This is a genomic window from Candidatus Villigracilis proximus (assembly GCF_016717045.1).
Lineage (GTDB): Bacteria > Chloroflexota > Anaerolineae > Anaerolineales > Villigracilaceae > Villigracilis > Villigracilis proximus.
Map to the genome: position 1 here is coordinate 164168 of NZ_JADJUO010000007.1, position 18663 is coordinate 182830.

Here is an 18663-nt window from a genome sequence, read left to right on the forward strand (position 1 = left end):
AAGTGAACACTTCAATACTTTGTAAATTCACTGGACTAACAAACGCATTTTACAGACTCCCCCACAAAAAGTCAAGCCCTAATTTCTTGACAAAAACTACAATATCGATTAAACTAATATTTAGGTAAGACTAAATTTATTTTTATAGACGGAAAAGATACCAATGCCTGAAATCATCACCCAATCCATTCAGGATTATCTGAAACATATCTACGAACTCAACGAACATGGCGGCTCTGCCAGCACGAACGAGCTGGCTGCGCGGCTTAACATCGCCCCCGCTTCAGTGACCGGTATGCTGCAAAAACTTTCGAGCGCCAAGCCGCCATTGGTGAACTATAAAAAACATCAAGGCGTTACGCTCACAAAGAACGGCGAAAAGGCTGCGCTTGAAGTGATCCGTCATCATCGGCTGCTGGAAACTTTTCTGGTCAACACACTCGGTTATTCATGGGATGAAGTCCATCACGAGGCCGATAGACTTGAGCATGTTATCTCGGAAGATTTCGAGGCACGCATGGCCGCCGCTCTGGGACATCCCACCCGAGACCCGCACGGCGATTAATTCCACAGCAGACTTAACCATGCCCACTGATAAATCATGTCCGCTCGCATCATTGCGGACCGATGAAACTGCCACCGTCCGAAGAGTATCAGACGACGACCCGGCATTACTGCGCCACCTGCGCGAGATCGGCGTGGTGCCCGAAGCGATCGTCACGGTTAAAAAATATTCCGAATTCGATGGCAACCTTACTTTGAGAGTTGAGGGCCAAAAGTCAAATGTGGTACTGGGGACGGCAGTGACAACACAAGTATTTGTAGATAAATAATAAAGAAGAAAGGAAGAAATATGAACGAAAATATTTTTCGCATTTTAGCCGCCCTAATCCTTCTTACTGGAATGGGCATCTCAAGCTACTTCCGCATTAAGGCGGATAAAGAAACAGGCGAGAAAATCTCCCGCAAAGTGGACGGCTCCGTAATGATGAACATCATCAGGTTCTTTGGGATAATCCTATGGCTGAGTCCATTTGTATATTTGATCAACCCGGCATGGATGGCCTGGTCAAAAATTGGTCTGCCAGAATGGGTGCGCTGGTTTGGAATTGGCATGGCAATTGTCAGCGATGTGTTACTGTACTGGTTGTTCAGCAGCATTGGCAGCGGCATCTCACCCACCAGCGCCACACGCAGGGAACACAAACTGTCCACCAGCGGACCGTACCGCTGGGTGCGGCATCCGCTATATACCGTTGGGTCAATGCTCTTCATTTCCTTCGGAATGATGGCTGATAACTGGTTCGTCGCCGCGTTAGGTATTTTGGCCTTTATTGCAATGGCAAAACGAACACCGCAAGAGGAAGCCAATCTCATCGAAAAATTTGGTGATGAATATCGTGAATATATGAAACACACAGGAAGGTTCCTGCCCAAACCAGGAAACAGATAACTATGAATACAACTGTCTGGCTCATCACAGCAATCATATTAATCGCCGCAATTTTCATTCCGCGTGTGGGATTGATCGCAATCTATAAAACATACCGAATCGCCAGAGAACGCGAACTGGTGGAAGATGCGCTCAAGCATTTACTCGACCGTGAACAACACGCAAGACAAGCCTCGCCCGAATCACTGGCGGGCACATTAAATCTGCAACGCACAACAGTGATGAAACTTATTGAAGATATGGAGACTCAAGGCCTGCTCGAATCACGCGGCTCGGATCTGCACCTTACCACACAAGGCGAACGCTGGGCGCTGCATGTTGTCCGTGCTCATCGGTTGTGGGAGCGCTATCTCACAGATGAAGCGCGGATGCCGTTGGGAAAGATCCACGGCGAATCTGAGCGACGCGAACACTCACTGACCGAAGCACAACTCGATGATCTGGATGCGGCTCTGGGCCACCCGACACGTGATCCACATGGCGATCCAATCCCTACCCGTGAGGGGACTCTACTCAAGGCTGAGGGAATGCCGTTGACAGCGTGGCAGGCTGAAGGTCCAATGAGAATCGTACACCTTGAGGATGAACCTGCTTTAGCGTTTGAACAAATTCTGGCGGCAGGACTCCGCCTGGGACAAACCATCCGCATTCTGGATCGAAATCCACAGCGCTATTTATTGACCGATGGTGAGACTGAATTTCGTCTTGCGCCTGCCGTTGCTGCAAATGTGAGCGTGGCCGCGCTGCCCGAAAGCGAAACTTCAAAAGCAAATGCGATCTCACTCGCAGAATTGACATACGATCAGAAAGCTGAGATCGTGCTGCTTGATGAAGCGGTGCAGGGTTTTACCCGCAGACGATTCTTGGATCTGGGATTAACGCCCGGAACGGTCATTTACCCTGAGTTGAAAAATTTCTTTGGTGACCCACGCGCATATCGTGTGCGTGGCACATTGATCGCACTGCGAAAAGATCAGGCGGCACAGATTTGGGTGAAACCAATGTAAGTCAAAAGTCGAAGGTCGAAGGTCATAAGACCTTTGACTTTCAACCTTCGACAATGGAGAAAAAATGACAAACACAAAAACAGTACTCCCCACCGAACATTGCGAAACCTGCCCGGCATTTACACAGTTGGAGCAAATGGGAATCAAGGTCGGAGATTTTGACCGTGTCGTTGCATTGGCCGGGAATCCCAATACGGGGAAATCCACTTTGTTCAATGCGTTGACGGGATTGAAACAGCACACCGGCAACTGGCCCGGAAAAACCGTGACACGTGCCGAAGGCGGATTTGAATTTAACAAGATGCGCTATAAACTGGTTGACCTGCCCGGAACATATTCATTGCTCTCGGCTTCACAGGATGAAGAAGTGGCGCGTGATTTTATTTTGTTCGGACAGCCAAGCTGCACGATCGTCGTATGTGACGCGACCTCGCTGGAAAGAAATTTAAATCTCGTGATGCAGGTCATGGAAATCACTGAGAACGTTGTGATCGCGGTCAACTTAATGGACGAAGCAAAACGAAAAGGACTCGAAGTGGATGCGCGTTCACTGAGCCGTGATCTGGGCGTGCCCGCAATTGCTATCACTGCGCGAACCGGTGATGGAATCCATACTTTATTGGGCGCGGTAGCAGATGTGATCGAAGGAAAAATAGAAACCAAACCGCTGCGCGTGAACGGCACGCCTGAATTTCAAAAGGCGGTGAATGAACTTGTACCGATGATCGAACAAATGGCGCCTGGCATTCCAAACGCACGCTGGCTCGCGATCCGCTTGTTGGATGGTGATGCGCGGGTGCAGAAGGCACTATCCACGGGCGAGTTGGGTGACATTGTTTCACGTCAACAGCGCGCGGATGTGAAGTTCAGCGGGAAGATGTCGGTTGAGGGAAGGCAATAAATCAGGAATTAGGTAATTACGTATTAGGAATTAAGAAGAGGTAAATATGGAAGCGAATGAAATTTTAGCAAAGGCAGAATCGTTGCGCAATAGTTTGTCCACCGGGTTTCGCGACGAGATCGTTAAATCACTTTATACAGAAGCGGAAAATATTGCGAAGCGTGCCGTGAAAAGTACGTCGAATAAAAAATATGATTTCGATCAAAAGATAGACCGCCTCGTCACTTCGCCATATGCGGGATTGCCGATCATGCTGCTCCTGCTCAGTCTCATTATCTGGCTGACAGTTTCGGGCGCAAATGTAGTTTCAGGCTGGATCGCGGTTGTGTTGTTCGGTATTGGCGATTATGGCCGCGCTCTCTTTAATCAAATCGGCATGCCGTGGTGGATCACAGGTTTTATTTGGGACGGCGTGTATTTGGGTCTGGCATGGGTCATCAGCGTGATGCTGCCGCCGATGATGATCTTCTTCCCTGCTTTCACGTTTTTGGAAGACCTCGGCTATCTGCCGCGTGTTGCTTTCAACATGGACTGGCTCTTTAAGAAAACCGGCGCACATGGAAAGCAATCCTTAACAATGGCCATGGGATTTGGATGTAACGCGGCGGGCGTGATCGCAACGCGCGTGATCGACTCTCCGCGTGAACGCTTGATCGCCATTCTAACGAATAACTTTGTCCCATGTAATGGGCGCTTCCCGACCTTGATTATGCTGGCTACTGTTTTCGTGGCGGCGTCCTTCCCTCCGGCGCTGACTTCCCTCGTCGCAGCTGGAACAGTTGTCGGTGTGGTGTTGATCGGTGTCATGTTCACCTTCATCGCTTCGTGGATATTATCCAGAACCGTCTTGAAAGGCGAAGCATCCGCATTCACATTGGAACTGCCGCCCTACCGCAGACCGAACATCAGCCGCATTTTATATACATCCATTATTGACCGCACGATCTTTGTCCTTTGGCGTGCCATGCAGACCGCAGCACCTGCCGGCGCGCTCATTTGGGTTTTGGCAAATATCAATGTCGGTGATTCAAATCTAGCGCGCGCCATCGCAGACTGGTTAAATCCACTTGGATTATTGCTTGGTCTGGATGGAGTAATTTTGCTGGCTTACATCATCGCAATTCCAGCCAATGAAATCGTCGTCCCAACCATGATGATGGTTTACATGGGTGCAGGCATGATGATCAACGGACCGACATCGAATAATGAAATTTTTGACCTGCTGGTCAACGGCAACGGCTGGACCATGCTCACAGCCATCAATTTGATGTTGTTCGCGCTGCTGCATAATCCATGCGCGACGACAATTATGACGATCTATAAAGAAACCAAATCGTTGAAGTGGGCAACCTTGAGCGTGGTGATGACTTTGGGCACAGCATTCATAGTTACATTCTTAACTGCAACCATCGCAAGATTACTCGGTTGGGCGTAAACACAAGTGACAGCCACCCTAAAAATGGCTGTCACTTTATAATGTCAGTATGTCGCACAGTCACGCCCACTCACACTTTGGCGATCTCGCCAACCAAACCACAAAAAGACTCGCAATCTCACTGGGGTTAACTGCCGCCTTCGTCGTGGTCGAGATCCTCGCCGGCATCTTCGGCAACAGCCTTGCCCTGCTGACCGACGCCGCGCATAATTTCACCGATGTCATCGCGCTTGGCTTAAGTTGGTACGCGGTAAAACTTGCCACACAGCCTGCCCACGCCGGAAAAACATTTGGATATCATCGTGCTGGAATTCTTGTCGCGTTGGTAAATTCCACCACCCTGACATTGATCGCGTTGGGAATTTTTTACGAAGCCTGGAAACGCCTCATCTCCCCGCCCGAAGTTGATTCAGCGATCCTGATAACGGTCGGCGCTCTGGCATTCTTAATCAACGCCGGCACCGCCTGGCTCGTCAAAAGCGGAAGCGAACACGACCTGAATCTACGCAGCACATTTTTACATTTGATGGGCGATGTCATGTCTACGCTGGGTGCGGTCATCGCGGGCGTCATTATTTATTTCACCCAATGGAACTGGCTCGATCCGCTCGTCAGCGTGTTGATCGGCGTATTTATTTTGTGGAACGCATGGGGTATTTTGCGCCAGTCGATTCACATTCTGCTGGAGAGCACCCCTGAAAGCATTGACTTGAACTCAATGGTCGACACCCTGCTCAAAGTGGAAGGCGTGCGCGGCGTGCATGATCTGCACGTCTGGAGCATCAATGAAAGTTTACGTGCCCTATCCGCGCATATCGTGACAGACGATGTGTCGATTAGTGCGGGAGCATCCATTCAGCAAAACTTGAACGAAATACTCACACATCAATTCAACATTCAACACACAACCCTGCAATTGGAATGCGCAGGCTGTGCGCACACCCTGCTTTTCTGTGACATTAACGAAACCAGTCACGAGCATGAGCACGCGACTGGTTAAATCCGTTGCTGGTTACTGGGGCGCAATAATGACCAGATTGCCGATAAAAGTTTTTATGATTTTAGTATAAACATCGCTATGATTTAAATATGGGAAATGTCCCACACCTGAAAGAGTCCATACTTCGGCGGTGGGATATGTTTCCTTAAGTTGCTCACGCAGAACAAACTCAACCAACGGGTCATTATCCGCTTCGATGATCATAACGGGGATATTCAGAGAAGTCAGATCCGCGCGGTAAATTTTTCTACCACGCCATGAAAACGTCCCACCACTTGTGCCTTTCGCATTCTTCCATAACTGATCTCATTCAGGAAAGCCAAAGTCAATTCATCATTGCCGGATGCAGGATACACACTCGCAGAAAAACTTCCACGCAGCACATCAATCACCAGCCACTCTGGCAGAAAAGGGAGCGCCGCGCCAATGGATTTATTCTTCTCGGCGATCAAATCATTCGGGGCGAACGTGTTCGAGAAAACAGCACTCAGCACCCGGTCAGAATGATTCGCGACAATGTATTGAGTCAGGTAGCCGCCCAGAGAAGTCCCCACGATGTGAGTCTGCTCCACGCCTTCGGCATCCAGAATTGCAAGAACGCCGCCACTCATCTCCCGCAACGAATCCACTGCGGGGTATGTGACCGAGATCACGCGATAGGCATCCTGCAGGGCTTCCATTTGATTCCACCAGATATCATACGCGCCGGTCATGCCGTGTAAAAATAAAATTGTTTCCTTTCCTTCACCAAATGAGACATACTCCCATTCCACGCCGTTGACTTCGAGTGTCTGCGCGGGATGCGTAATGCGGAAAGATTGCAGCGATTGCGATTGAGCAGAATCCACTTTTGCATATATTTCTTCAAACGGCATACGCGGCACAGGCCACAGATATGTTCCTGCAATCACGATCACAAGAATCAGCGGAATAATCCGTTTTATATTTTTTTCGCATGTCAACCTCCAGATTGAGCAGTACATTTTATGCCGATCGAATCTTCTTTTTAAATCAAAATTGTCGGGACTCATTTCGGAGTCCCGACACTTTTTGATCCCTTTTACGGATTGACCTGATTGTGTCTCTGGCCGTGCCCACCTTGTCCTTGCATGCCTGTGCCTGTACCAGTGCAATCACCAGTTCCCATACTGCCCTGACCAAATCCGCGGGATGTCATTAAATCAGCTTGTGCCTGTGTGATGACATTGGCCTTCACCGCCGCATCCAAAGCGTTCGTGCGGACTGCGGTCATGATCGCGGGAAATTCTTCAGCGGTAACGCCGGCAGATAGCGCGATATCGTACATCGTTTCACCAGCCGCAATCCGTGTGTTGACGTCATTCACATTCAAGTTAAGTTGCTTTGCAAATTCTATGGTCATAAAAGTGTGCATAACACCTGTTCCGCCATTTTGCATCATGGGGCCATGTCCGTTATATGGCGGTGTGCCATCCTGGGCAAAAACTACGCCAACACCCAGTACACCAAGGGCTAAAACCAATATCGCAATGATCAAAATTGTTTTTTTCATTTTATATCTCCTTTTATCCGTGGCGGGCAAATCAAGGATTTGTCCTGCCGATAATTAAAGGATACAACTGCACTGTAAAGATTTCATAAAGAAAACTCAAAGAGTACGATAAGGTTATCCGGCACAATTCCCCAGGATTTAGAAAGTGGTACACAAACTAAGAAGAAACATAAAACGCTAGTATCGCCATAACTAGCGACACCAGCGTTTTATATATTTTGCCCCGGTATTTTCATGAACACATCTTCAAATTCTATTTTTGCTGCTTGCGATGCGACTCGCTACTTTGCACCAGCGTGGTCACTCCGCTGGCGGGGTTGATCAAGGTGCTGATCACGATCTCTGCCGCGTCCGGCAAAACCTCCACGACATTCTGCATCAACCCTTCTACCTCTGTTTCATCGGCATCTTCACCTTTGCTTTCAAGCACTTTCAACGTCTCAATTAATTTTGTTTTCTCAGGAATCGGCAATTGCGCCACTTTATTGTACATATCTGCGAGAGCCTGGCGGAAACAGCCGCCGGTTCAGCAGCAGCTTCCGTTACCACCTGAGTTGTCACGGTGACTCAGTCACAGGAACCTCAGCAGGAGGCTGCGGAGTCTCCGCCGCTGGGGCTGCAACAGGTGCAGCAGCTTCTACTGGAGGTGCGGCCGGCGCTGCATTTTCAGGAGTTTTAGCTTTTTCTGTTTCATGTTCTTCAAGTACACTCTCGCGAGTTAATCCAGTCCCAAAAATTCGTTGCAAAAACGACATTTCTTCGCGCTGGCCTTGATGGTTTCACCACAAAATGGACAAGCAATCGTATCCGCAGTCATATTCACTCCTTAACTTAAGAACCTAGACAAGAATAATTTGGCGCATTATACATGAGGGATAAAAAAAATAGCAGTAGCATTTATAAACAGACCCTCGAACTCTTTAAATTTTCGGGGGCCTGTTTTTTTATCTGCTATGTAAAACCATTATTCATCACCAGTCAATAACTTAATGCGTTCCCACGGCTTCAAACTTTCATCTTCAGCCAGTAAATTTCTCAGATCATACAACTCATCACGGTACGCGGCGGCTTTTCAAACTCAAGATTTTTCGCGGCATTCTTCATGTGAACTTCAATTTCAGCAATGATCTTGCGCAGCTCGCCGCGCGTAAGTCCATCCGCTGCCGTTTTGTATTGTCCTTTGGCTTCGCCGATGGCTTTGGCGCTCATCATTTTAGTCAGCTCATGGATGTCCTTATGAATACTGATTGGCATAATTCCATTGTCTTCGTTGTACTTGACCTGCTTGGCGCGGCGGCGGTTGGTTTCATCCAGCGCGCGTTTCATTGAATCAGTTACACGGTCGGCATACATAATGACGCGCCCGTTTACATTACGTGCGGCGCGTCCAATTGTTTGGATCAACGCCGTATCTGAACGCAGGAAGCCTTCCTTATCTGCATCCAAAATTGCGACCAGGGAAACTTCGGGCAGATCCAAGCCTTCACGCAAAAGATTGATTCCAACCAAAACATCGAATGTACCCAAACGCAAGTCACGCAGAATCGCAATACGTTCCAGTGTTTCCACTTCCGAATGCAAATACTGGACTTTAACTCCCAACTCTTTAAGATACTTGGTCAGATCTTCTGACATCCGCTTCGTGAGCGTTGTGACCAAAACCCGCTCGTGTCTCTCCACCCGCTGACTGATCTCTCCGACCAGATCATCCACCTGGCCTTTGGTTGGGCGCACATCCACCTCGGGATCCACCAATCCCGTCGGGCGGATGATCTGCTCAACGACCTGATCGGCATGTTCCATTTCATAATGTGACGGTGTCGCGGAGGTATAGATCGTCGAACCCATCACCTGCTCGAACTCTTCAAACTTAAGCGGACGATTGTCCATGGCAGATGGCAAGCGGAAGCCGTACTCCACAAGGGTTTCCTTGCGGGCGCGGTCACCGTTATACATGCCGCGAATCTGCGGCACAGTCATGTGACTCTCATCCAGAATCAGCAAATAATCGCTCGGCAGAAAGTCGATCATCGTCCACGGGTGTGAACCGGGCGCGCGGCCATCCAGTTGACGTGAATAATTCTCAATGCCGGAGCAATAGCCAACTTCTTTCAACATTTCAAGGTCGTAACGCGTGCGCTGTTCAATACGCTGGGCTGCAAGAAATTTACCGTTATCTTTGTAGTATTTCAAACGGTCTTCAAGCTCGGTGTCAATGTTGACAATTGATGCTTTCAAACGGTCCGCATTGGTCAGGAATTGCTTCGCTGGAAAAATGGAAACTTCCTTTGGCTCTTCATAGATTTCACCGCTGACCCGATTGAATTCCATAATGCGTTCCACTTCATCACCGAAGAAGGTAATGCGGTAGCCGTGCTTGTCTTCGTAGGCCGGAATAATTTCCAACGTATCGCCGCGAATGCGGAATGTACCTGATTTTAATTCCATGTCGTTGCGTTGATATTGACTCTCGATCAACTGGCGAAGTAAAGCATTGCGGCGATATATCTCTCCGACCTTGAGCGTCACCGTCCCATTGCCGAATTCCTCCGGCGAGCCCAAACCGTAAATACACGAGACCGAAGCCACGATGATCACATCCCGCCGTGAGATCAGGGACGTGGTAGCCGCAAGGCGCATCCGCTCGATCTCTTCATTGATCTGGGTTTCCTTCTCAATGAAGAGATCGTGACGCGGCACATAAGCTTCCGGCTGATAGTAATCATAATAAGAAACAAAATAAGAGACCGCGTTCTCAGGGAAGAACTCTTTGAATTCGGCATACAACTGCGCCGCCAGAGTCTTGTTATGCGCCATAATAAGCGCGGGTTTCTGCAACTCCTGAATCACAGACGCGATCGTAAAGGTCTTGCCTGTGCCGGTGGCGCCCAGCAAAACCTGATTCTTCTTGCCATCGCGGACACCTTGCACAAGTCCGCGAATGGCTTCGGGTTGGTCACCCATTGGGATAAAAGGAGCGTTAAGTTTGAAGTCCATAATTTTTTTTATTAGGGGTCGGTTAAGGGGAACGTGTGTTCTATTTTACTCCAAAGGGGAGGGAAAGACCAGAGAAATTAAATCAGGCGGCATGACTGTAGCAAAGTCGAAAAAACTGAACGCGAATTTGGCGAAAAAGCGAACACTTGCGCCGCACGCCAGTGCAGGTGTGATGCGAATATTTTTTAAAATTCGCGTTCCAAGCATTCCGCAGAAATTAAGACGCGTCAAGCGACCTTGGAAAAGCTATGAATCAGGCGGTATGGCTTTGCAAAATCAGAAAAAAACCTTAAGAATAAAAATTCACCCCGACCAAAAATTGTCGGGGTGAATTTTTGTATTGAAACAGAATCAACTGATAGTTATTTAAGGAAGCGGATAAGCAGGGAATGTATCTGGCGGAGCGTACCAGTCGCCAGGGTTGACTCCGGTGGTTACCTGTCCGCCTGTCACAGCAACTGCGATCAAACTGTGATCGCCGCATTCGGCGGAAAGTCCGCAGGGAACGGCTTGTGAATATCCGCCGGAAAGTCCGCCGCCAATGACATAGGATACAACATAATAATTTCCAGCGGGCAGATTATCAATTTGATAAGTGGAATTTCCCTGCTGGGTCAGCACATAATAATAATCTGTAGAGTTGCCGCCAGAGTCGAATGCAATCACAGCCAGCGCCGGAATGCCTTCAGAAGGATATGAAAGCGTGCCCGAAATACTTCCAGTTTGTCCGGCAGCGGGTGTAAAGGTGGCAATAACATCCGTGCCGCTATTTTGATCGTATCCAAAATATTTATCCAGATAAGGATTGCGGTCAGGCAGTCCATAATTATCGAAAATATTAATATCGGTTGTAATCTGCCCCGCTGTCACATTTACTGGAACCAACGCATGATCTGTGCAATTTTCAGTCAACCCGCATACAACATACTGCGAATACGCGAGCGGAAACGGCGCAGCAGCCCCACCAGGGCTTGTAAATGCCAGTACATAATATGTGCCGGCAGGAATATTATCGATCTGATATTTTTCAACCCCATTGGTTAACTCAAGCTTATAAAAAGTATCCGTGCCTACTTGAAAAACACCCACATGTGAAATACCCGAAGTCACCTGTCCTGAAATGCTCCCCGTGGTCACAACTTCCACAGCAGGCGTTGGCGGCACGGCTTGCGCAGTCAATGCTTGAAAAGTAGCCTGAACAATTTTTTCAACATCCTGATTCATCTGGTCCGGTGAAGGCATACAAGCAGCCGCCAGCAAAACAACAACCAATAACATGAATAACAATCTCTTCTTCATAATTCTCCTTTTTTAAAATAGTATCGCATGTTATCGCAGTTTTATATTTACACCCTATCACCCAATCGGGCTAATACATCCAAAAGTTTTATTGTCCAGACTTCCTCTTTTGTGACAGTCACCCAATAAGCGGACTTGCCGCCTCTCACGCCGTTTCCCAGATCAGGCATACGCATCGCTTCGGACCCGTCAGCGGGTACAGCGTACTTGAGCAGAATCTGCCCTGATGATTCCATGTTCACCGAATTCAATCCGGCTTTTTCAGCACGCAGTTTCACCCGCATTTGATATAACAAATTTTGCAGCATCTCAGGCATCAACCCAAACCGGTCGCGGAATTCAGAGCCGAGCGCATCGAGTTCAGTCTCATCACGTAGATCTGCAATACGTCGATACAACCGCAGACGCAAATCCTGGTCGGAAATGTAATCACTGGGAATCCCCACTGCGAGCGGCAGATCCACATTGACCGGCAAAGAGAGCGGAAGACTAAAAGCCGAAAGTTGAAGTTCATCGAAACCATCGGCCTTCGACCATTGGCCATCACTCCGGCGTAATCTTCTTACCGCATCTGAAAGCATTCTTGTATATAGATGAAAACCAACCGATTGAATAAATCCATGCTGACGGGTGCCGAGCAGATCACCAGCGCCGCGAATTTCAAGGTCACGCATCGCAATCGAATAGCCCGCGCCAAGTTGTGTATTTTCGGCGATGACTTCGAGTCTTTGCTGACCATCCTGTGTGGGAGTCATTTTATTGTGGCGGAAGAAATACGCATACGCACGCATCGCGCCGCGCCCCACACGTCCACGCAATTGATAGAGTTGTGCGAGCCCGAACGTATCGGCACGGTCCACGATCAGCGTGTTGGCGTTGGGGATATCCAAACCGGATTCAATGATGGTCGTGCAAAGCAGAATATCGATCTCGCCCATATTGAAGCGGTGCATCACACTTGCCAGTTGACCTTCTGCCATCTGCCCGTGACCAATATCCACGCGTGCTTCGGGCACAAGTTTATTGAGATGCGCTTTCATTGCATCAATTGTGTTAACCCGATTATGGACGAAGAAAATCTGTCCGCCGCGTTCGAGTTCGCGCAAAATAGACTGACGCACAAGACGCGGCGAATACGGGCCAACGTGAGTCACAATTGGCAGGCGCTCTTCGGGCGGCGTATTCAAATTGGAAATGTCACGCACACCGGTCAGCGCCATGTATAACGTGCGCGGAATAGGAGTCGCGGTCAGAGTCAGCACATCCACTTCGGTGCGGAGTTTCTTGAGGTGTTCCTTATGAGTCACACCGAAACGCTGTTCTTCATCGATGACAACCAATCCCAAATCTTTAAATTGCACATCGGCTGAGATCAAACGATGTGTACCGATGATAATGTCCACTTCACCGAGTGCAAGTTGCAGCAGGATCTCTGTCTGCTCGCGTGGCGTGCGGAAGCGTGAAAGCATCTCCACTTTGACCGGGAAAGCGGCGAGTCTTTGCGAGAAGGTCTCAAAATGCTGCTGCGCCAAAACCGTTGTTGGCACAAGGATCGCTGCCTGCCTGCCACTCATCACAGCTTTAAATGCGGCGCGTAAGGCAACTTCTGTTTTCCCATAACCCACATCACCACACAGCAAACGGTCCATCGGGCGGGCGCGTTCCATGTCACGTTTGATGTCATTGATGGCGCGTTTCTGATCGTCAGTCTCTACATAAGGAAAACTATCTTCAAGTTCCTTTTGCCATTGTGTATCTGCCGCGAATGAATATCCTTCCACAACTTGACGGCGTGCATATAAATCGAGCAAGTCTTCAGCGACTCTTTGTACGGCTTCTTTTACACGCGCTTTTGTTTCACCCCAGGCTTGTCCGCCGAGATGATCGAGCGAAGGCTTGCCGCCATCCGCGCCAACGTAGCGCGTGAGTCTGTCCGCTTGATGCACGGGGACGAAGAGCGTGTCTGAGTTGTCGTATTCAACAGCAAGATACTCTCTTTCGTGGCCGTCCAACTGTCGTTGAGTCAGACCCGCGAAACGTCCGATGCCGTGATCCACGTGGACAACGTAGTCGCCAACCAACAAATCCGCGTACAGTGATTCAGGAGTCTCGGCTGTTTGCTTTTGGCGAATGCGCGATTGCGGACGTTCCCAGCCGAAGATTTCGGAATCGGTTATTAAGTGAGTAGGTAACTGGTAATTGGTAATTAGGGTGAAGCCTTCGGAGAGCGAGGCTTCGATGAATTCCAGATTTTGAAAATCAGAATCGGGATAATGCTCGCTCCACATTTCGTGCAGACGCGGCGATTGGCGCGAGACAATGAAAACCTGTTCGCCTCTTTCGATGATGGGCGCAAGATAATCAATAAAAGGCTTGAGCCTTCCGCCGAATCTTTCATCGTGCGTAAATTGATCACTTAGTAACTGCTCACTGTTTGCGATCTCACTCGAATGTCCAAATTCAAGTGAAGCAAATCCGCCGAGACTGTCGTGCACCTCAGACCACGGAAGATACGGAATCGGAAAATCTTTTGCGAGCGTGTCTTCGTCAATACTTTCACGCCGAAACTTTACAGCCTGTTCTTCCACTTCATTTGCCATCGCCTCAACGAGACTCAGATCATCTACGATGATTAATGATTTTTGCGGAAGATAATCCAGCAACGATGCGGGCATGGGGTGCAGCAATGGAATATGAAATTCAGAATATTGCAATTGCGCATCAACTGTGTCTGCTAAAAATTCACGCGCGGGCGTGATGAGAATCGTTTCAAGTTTTTCAACAGTTCTTTGTGTGGCCGGATCAAACTGGCGGATGGTTTCAATTTCATCGCCAAAGAAATCAAGACGAACAGGATTCGCTTCGATCGAAGGCCAGACATCCAGGAGACCTCCGCGATGTGAGAATTGACCCGGTTCCAAAACAGTATTGACACGCTGGTAGCCGATCCTCGCCCACTCACGGATCAATACATCGGGTTGAATGGTCTGGCCTGCTGATATTTTTTTGCACGCTTTGAGAAAATCACGGCGCGGCAAAGTGCGCGTCATCAACGAACGCGCCGAGGTGACAATGATCGGCGGCAACTCGGGTTTCTTCGCAAAAGGCAAATGATAAGCAGAGAGCGCCGTCAACACTTGCAGACGATCACGCCGGGTGGAAACTCCCCACGCAGCTTCCTCATAAAAAAGCGGATTTGGTTCGGCAAATAAATAACGCGGTGACTTGACCCAAAACCCGAGCTCATCAAATAAAGACAGCGCATGGTCGGCACGGTCTGTGATGAGCAAGATTGGCAATGATAAATCAGTATGTAACGATGCAAGAATCGGGAGTCGTGCAGCGCGTGGCACGCTTCGCGCCAGGCTGGGAATAATTTTTCCAGCCTGAAGTTGAGTCAGCAATTGCTGATACGGGGGAAGTGCGCGGATGTTTTCTAAAAGAGATTGCATATTTTGTAGGGGCGGGGCTTGTCCCCGCCCGTTATCATGTGAAAAACAAATAAGGTGTGCATCAAAGGGCGACCACAAGGGTCGCCCCTACGATTCAATACCGCCGTTGAATTTATTCATTGCGGCGTTTAAGCCTTTCATTACAAATTCAAGCGCGGCGTCTGTGGCGCGGTCTAATACCTCGGGCAGGAATTTTTGATCGTCTTTAGAGAAATCCTGCAGCACATAATCCTTCGGATCCATGCGGCCGGGGGGACGTCCGATGCCGAGGCGCAGGCGTGGGAATTCTTTTGTCCCGAGGCGTTCGATGGTATCGGCCATGCCACGCTGTCCGCCGGGACCGCCGCCGGGGCGGATGCGCAGCGTGCCGAAGGGCAGGTCAAGGTCATCGTGTGCAATCAGTAAATTTTCCACGGGGAGTTTGTAGAAATGCAAAAGTCCCTGCACAGATTGGCCTGAGAGATTCATAAATGTCTGTGGTTTGGCGAGGATGATCTTACGCTCTTCATGTAAAGTGGACATCACAATTGCTTTGGATTGCAGTCGCATGCCGCGCGCGTTAAGCCGCACGGCTACCCGGTCAATGAGCATGAAGCCGATGTTATGCCGGGTATCTTTGTATTCACGGCCCGGATTGCCAAAGCCGATGATGAGGAAGGTATTTTCTGTCATAGGTAGTTTTAGTTATATGTTTTTGCGAAGGCGAAGAATCAGCGCAAAGAAAATGAATAGAACAAATACGATCAATACGCCTTGCGCAAATTTTGAATAGATTGAAGGGACTGTCACCGATGCGGGGTTGGCGGGCATGGGTGTGGGCGAAGGATATGTGAGAAGAACGGGTTCGGGCTCGGGAGTGGGGCCTGCTTGTGACGAAACCGGGAGCGGATTGATGGTGATCGTATCGAAAGATTCTGTAGCGGTGGCCGTGGGAAGAATTGCAGTTGGCGGCAGCGTATCGTTGCGGATTTTCAGGTCGGGAACGACGATATCCTGAGAGGAGCCATCCTGAAAGAAGACGCGCAAATGCAAAACGTAGTCACCGTCTGTCAGGGTGGTTGTGTCCCAGATGGCGAAGGTGGGATCCACTACGGGCTGAGGAAATGTCTGGATGGTGAACCAGCTGTCGGCGGGGTTGGATGCGTATGAGAAAGCCAGTTCAGCGGATGCAAAGTTAGGAACGTTCAAATTCCCCACGATCTCCACCTGTCCGCGCAAAGTGTCTCCGGGTAAAGGGGAAATTATGGAAAGTTCCGCAGTTTGAGCGTGAAAAAAAAGGGCAAGGATTAATAGAGACTGGAACATGGCAATCGGTAAGTTTAACATGAAGGAGGGAGCGGGTCAAATCATATGGATTTCTTAATTGAAATGTGCTTACAATTCTCGAATAATTATTTTTCTGGTAAACTCAAGCCGTTCAATCACATTTACTGGCGGAACATCCCGCTTAATCTTAGGAGACTGCGTTATGGCAAAATCACGCTCTGACCAAATGGTGGAACGCTTGCGTAATATGCAAGCCGCCGCACCCGATATTGAAGCCTCGGCCGTTGTTTCTGTAGACGGCCTTATTATGGCATCTGCCTTGCAACAGGGCGTGGAAGAAGACCGCGTTTCGGCCATGTCTGCGGCCATGCTCAGCCTCGGCGAGCGAATTTCTGGCGAACTGGGACGTGGAAGTCTTGAACAGGTTTACATCAAAGGAGATAAGGGCGCAATTGTGCTTACCGCCATTGGTGAGGAAGCCGTACTGACCGCCATGTCGCGCCATGATGCCAAACTGGGCATGATCTTTCTTGAGATGCGCCGCGCCGCTGAAGATTTAGTGAAACTGGTCGGATGAACAGAAAAACTTTTACTCTTAAATAATTTGCAACCCCGAATGGGGAGGGCTTAAACGCCCTCCCCATTCTCTTTGTTTAAATCATCTAACTTGAAAGGGAATCAAATGACGACAAAATATTTATTCTTCACTGACGGTGTGGTTTCATCTGTTGGGAAAGGCGTCACCGCCGCCGCAATGGGACTGTTGTTAAAGGAACGCGGTTTCAAGGTCGCTGTTCAAAAGCTGGACCCGTATATCAATGTGGATCCCGGCACCATGTCACCTTATCAGCATGGCGAAGTATATGTGTTGGATGATGGCGCAGAGACCGACCTCGATCTTGGTCACTACGAAAGATTCATTGACAATCGTTTGACACGCGTCAGCAATTTCACGACGGGACAAGTCTACGCCGAGACCATCGCGAAGGAACGCCGCGGTGATTATTTGGGCGGGACGATTCAGGTTATTCCACATATTACGAATGAGATCAAACGCAGGATCGGTCTGGTTTCAAAGGAAACAGGCGCGGAGATCGTCATTCTCGAAGTAGGCGGAACAGTTGGTGATATTGAGTCTCAGCCGTTTCTTGAGGCATTACGTCAACTCCGCAACGAAGTTGGACGTGAAAACTGTCTGTTTGTACATGTCACCTGGCTGCCAACAATCGGCGCAACTGGTGAGATCAAGACCAAACCCACGCAGCACTCAGTAGCCGCGTTACGCTCAATCGGTATTTCCCCCAACATCATCATCGCGCGTGCCGATCAGGATGTGGATAAAGGTCTGTGCGAAAAGATCGCGCTCTTCTGCGATGTTGAAAAAGACTCCGTGATCCCGATGAAAACCGCGGAAGTACTTTATGAAGTCCCGTTACTTTTGGAGAAAATGGGCGTTGGCGAATTGGTGCTGACAAAGCTCGGCTTGAAAGCAAAACGTAAACCAAATATGCGCCCGTGGAAAAAACTGGTTGAAGATGTAAAGAAGCCAAAACCCTCTGTCAAGGTTGCGCTGGTCGGCAAGTATGTTGAATTGCAGGATGCCTACATGTCAGTGCGCGAAACGCTCAAACATGCCGCACTTGCAAACGATGTTGAAGTGGAGATCAGCTGGGTGCATTCGGCTGACCTGGAAAAAGATAAAGGCTGGGACGTTGTCAAGAAAGCGGATGCGGTTCTTGTACCGGGCGGTTTTGGATCACGCGGCATTGAAGGCAAAGTGTTAGCCGCGCGTTATGCACGCGAAAACAAAGTCCCATATCTTGGTTTGTGTTTGGGAATGCAAGTGATGTGCATTGATTTCGCGCGCAACATTCTTGATCTTGAAGATGCCAACTCTTCTGAATTTGATCGGGGCACGGAACACCCTGTGATCGATCTAATGATCGACCAGCGTTCCATTACCGATATGGGCGGGACGATGCGTCTCGGACTGTACCCGTGCCTGATCCAAAAAGGGACGAAGGCTTCTGCCGCCTATACAGTCCCCAAAGTGGACGAGAGGCATCGTCACCGCTTTGAGTTTAACAACTCCTACCGTGCCGAATTCGAAAAGCAGGGCATGATATTTTCAGGTCTCTCTCCTGATGGCAGATTGGTCGAGATCGTTGAACTGGCAGATCACCCCTACATGGTCGCGAGTCAATTCCACCCCGAATTTTTATCGCGTCCGATGAAACCACATCCTCTGTTTGTGGGGCTGCTCAAAGCCGCGAAAGAACGGTCGAAGAAGTAAACCCGGAAGGAAACAAAAAAAGTCCCGTC

20 protein-coding genes are annotated in these 18663 nt (G+C 49.2%); 10 read left to right on the top strand and 10 right to left on the bottom strand.

Annotation, left to right across the window (positions count from 1 at the left end; all coding sequences use genetic code 11):
* The first annotated feature begins 163 nt into the window (after window positions 1–163).
* The 7 genes from IPL71_RS09340 (at window position 164) to IPL71_RS09370 (ending at window position 5796) form a co-directional block, all read left to right on the top strand.
* Window positions 164–565: a metal-dependent transcriptional regulator gene (locus IPL71_RS09340; RefSeq protein WP_345320971.1), complete on the top strand. Its 402-nt coding sequence runs from the start codon at window positions 164–166 to the stop codon at window positions 563–565.
* A 19-nt stretch (window positions 566–584) separates the two neighbouring features.
* The gene (locus IPL71_RS09345; protein WP_345320973.1) at window positions 585–833 is read left to right on the top strand and encodes a FeoA family protein; all 249 of its coding nucleotides are present in this window, start codon (window positions 585–587) and stop codon (window positions 831–833) included.
* 20 nt (window positions 834–853) lie between these two features.
* Complete coding sequence (locus IPL71_RS09350) at window positions 854–1453, top strand: isoprenylcysteine carboxylmethyltransferase family protein (RefSeq protein WP_345320975.1); 600 nt, start codon at window positions 854–856, stop codon at window positions 1451–1453.
* Window positions 1454–1455: 2 nt separating this feature from the next.
* Window positions 1456–2460, top strand: a complete 1005-nt coding sequence (locus tag IPL71_RS09355) for a metal-dependent transcriptional regulator (protein WP_345320977.1) — start codon at window positions 1456–1458, stop codon at window positions 2458–2460.
* Window positions 2461–2524: 64 nt separating this feature from the next.
* Window positions 2525–3361: a FeoB small GTPase domain-containing protein gene (locus tag IPL71_RS09360; RefSeq protein ID WP_345320979.1), complete on the top strand. Its 837-nt coding sequence runs from the start codon at window positions 2525–2527 to the stop codon at window positions 3359–3361.
* Window positions 3362–3407: 46 nt separating this feature from the next.
* Window positions 3408–4796: a nucleoside recognition domain-containing protein gene (locus IPL71_RS09365; protein ID WP_345320980.1), complete on the top strand. Its 1389-nt coding sequence runs from the start codon at window positions 3408–3410 to the stop codon at window positions 4794–4796.
* 49 nt (window positions 4797–4845) lie between these two features.
* A complete protein-coding gene (locus tag IPL71_RS09370; protein WP_345320983.1) occupies window positions 4846–5796 on the top strand; it encodes a cation diffusion facilitator family transporter in 951 nt (316 codons plus the stop codon).
* A gap of 12 nt (window positions 5797–5808) precedes the next feature.
* Here the strand turns inward: IPL71_RS09370 and IPL71_RS09375 are convergent, their stop codons facing one another.
* The 6 genes from IPL71_RS09375 to uvrB form a co-directional block, all read right to left on the bottom strand.
* A complete protein-coding gene (locus IPL71_RS09375) occupies window positions 5809–6000 on the bottom strand; it encodes an alpha/beta fold hydrolase (protein WP_345320985.1) in 192 nt (63 codons plus the stop codon).
* 20 nt (window positions 6001–6020) lie between these two features.
* On the bottom strand, window positions 6021–6758 hold the full coding sequence (locus IPL71_RS09380) for an alpha/beta fold hydrolase (RefSeq protein ID WP_345320987.1): 738 nt from the start codon (window positions 6756–6758) through the stop codon (window positions 6021–6023).
* 98 nt (window positions 6759–6856) lie between these two features.
* The gene (locus tag IPL71_RS09385; RefSeq protein WP_345320989.1) at window positions 6857–7327 is read right to left on the bottom strand and encodes a hypothetical protein; all 471 of its coding nucleotides are present in this window, start codon (window positions 7325–7327) and stop codon (window positions 6857–6859) included.
* A 253-nt stretch (window positions 7328–7580) separates the two neighbouring features.
* Complete coding sequence (locus tag IPL71_RS09390) at window positions 7581–7820, bottom strand: hypothetical protein (protein WP_345320991.1); 240 nt, start codon at window positions 7818–7820, stop codon at window positions 7581–7583.
* A 64-nt stretch (window positions 7821–7884) separates the two neighbouring features.
* A complete protein-coding gene (locus IPL71_RS09395) occupies window positions 7885–8073 on the bottom strand; it encodes a hypothetical protein (RefSeq protein WP_345320993.1) in 189 nt (62 codons plus the stop codon).
* 289 nt (window positions 8074–8362) lie between these two features.
* On the bottom strand, window positions 8363–10324 hold the full coding sequence (uvrB, locus tag IPL71_RS09400; protein ID WP_345320995.1) for an excinuclease ABC subunit UvrB: 1962 nt from the start codon (window positions 10322–10324) through the stop codon (window positions 8363–8365).
* 91 nt (window positions 10325–10415) lie between these two features.
* Here uvrB and IPL71_RS09405 point away from each other — a divergent pair, with 91 nt between their 5' ends.
* Window positions 10416–10655, top strand: coding sequence for a hypothetical protein (locus tag IPL71_RS09405; RefSeq protein ID WP_345320997.1), 240 nt, complete (start codon window positions 10416–10418; stop codon window positions 10653–10655).
* A 35-nt stretch (window positions 10656–10690) separates the two neighbouring features.
* Here the strand turns inward: IPL71_RS09405 and IPL71_RS09410 are convergent, their stop codons facing one another.
* From IPL71_RS09410 to IPL71_RS09425, 4 genes are all read right to left on the bottom strand, one after another.
* Window positions 10691–11623, bottom strand: coding sequence for a hypothetical protein (locus IPL71_RS09410; RefSeq protein ID WP_345320999.1), 933 nt, complete (start codon window positions 11621–11623; stop codon window positions 10691–10693).
* A 47-nt stretch (window positions 11624–11670) separates the two neighbouring features.
* Entirely contained in the window at window positions 11671–15075 is a 3405-nt protein-coding gene (gene mfd / locus IPL71_RS09415; RefSeq protein ID WP_345321001.1) for a transcription-repair coupling factor, read from the bottom strand.
* 87 nt (window positions 15076–15162) lie between these two features.
* On the bottom strand, window positions 15163–15747 hold the full coding sequence (pth, locus tag IPL71_RS09420; RefSeq protein WP_345321003.1) for an aminoacyl-tRNA hydrolase: 585 nt from the start codon (window positions 15745–15747) through the stop codon (window positions 15163–15165).
* A gap of 12 nt (window positions 15748–15759) precedes the next feature.
* The gene (locus tag IPL71_RS09425; RefSeq protein ID WP_345321004.1) at window positions 15760–16293 is read right to left on the bottom strand and encodes a hypothetical protein; all 534 of its coding nucleotides are present in this window, start codon (window positions 16291–16293) and stop codon (window positions 15760–15762) included.
* 250 nt (window positions 16294–16543) lie between these two features.
* Here IPL71_RS09425 and IPL71_RS09430 point away from each other — a divergent pair, with 250 nt between their 5' ends.
* The gene (locus IPL71_RS09430; protein ID WP_345321006.1) at window positions 16544–16918 is read left to right on the top strand and encodes a roadblock/LC7 domain-containing protein; all 375 of its coding nucleotides are present in this window, start codon (window positions 16544–16546) and stop codon (window positions 16916–16918) included.
* A 105-nt stretch (window positions 16919–17023) separates the two neighbouring features.
* The gene (pyrG, locus tag IPL71_RS09435) at window positions 17024–18634 is read left to right on the top strand and encodes a CTP synthase (protein WP_345321008.1); all 1611 of its coding nucleotides are present in this window, start codon (window positions 17024–17026) and stop codon (window positions 18632–18634) included.
* The last annotated feature ends 29 nt before the right edge of the window (window positions 18635–18663 follow it).